This is a genomic window from Mycobacterium sp. NGS40, assembly GCF_059812735.1.
Genome location: NZ_JCALDG010000135.1, coordinates 1 through 359, shown reverse-complemented (window position 1 = coordinate 359; position 359 = coordinate 1). Strand labels below are relative to the sequence as shown.

The 359-nt window shown below is 67.1% G+C and carries 1 protein-coding gene; it reads left to right on the top strand.

What is annotated here, in order from left to right:
• The coding region (locus AC5Y5O_RS32280) for a KR domain-containing protein (RefSeq protein WP_500028781.1) at positions 1-359 on the top strand (359 nt) is incomplete at both ends.

Sequence of the window (359 nt, the reverse complement as noted above, 5' to 3'; positions counted from 1 at the left end):
TGGCGGCGTTGATCGCCGGGTTGCCGGCGCGGTACCCGCTCAAGGGTGTGTTCCATGCGGCCGGGGTGCTCGACGACGGGTTGATCGCGTCGTTGACGCCGCACCGCATGGACACGGTGTTGCGGAGCAAGGTCGATGGTGCGTGGAACCTGCACGAGCTCACCCGGGACATGGATCTGTCGGCGTTCGTGATGTTCTCCTCGATGGCCGGCATCGTCGGGTCCCCGGGCCAGGGCAACTACGCCGCGGCGAACAGTTTCCTCGACGAATTGGCGACCTACCGGCGAGCCCACGGCCTGGCGGGATTGTCGATCGCCTGGGGACTGTGGGAACAGGCCAGCGGCATGACCCGACACCTC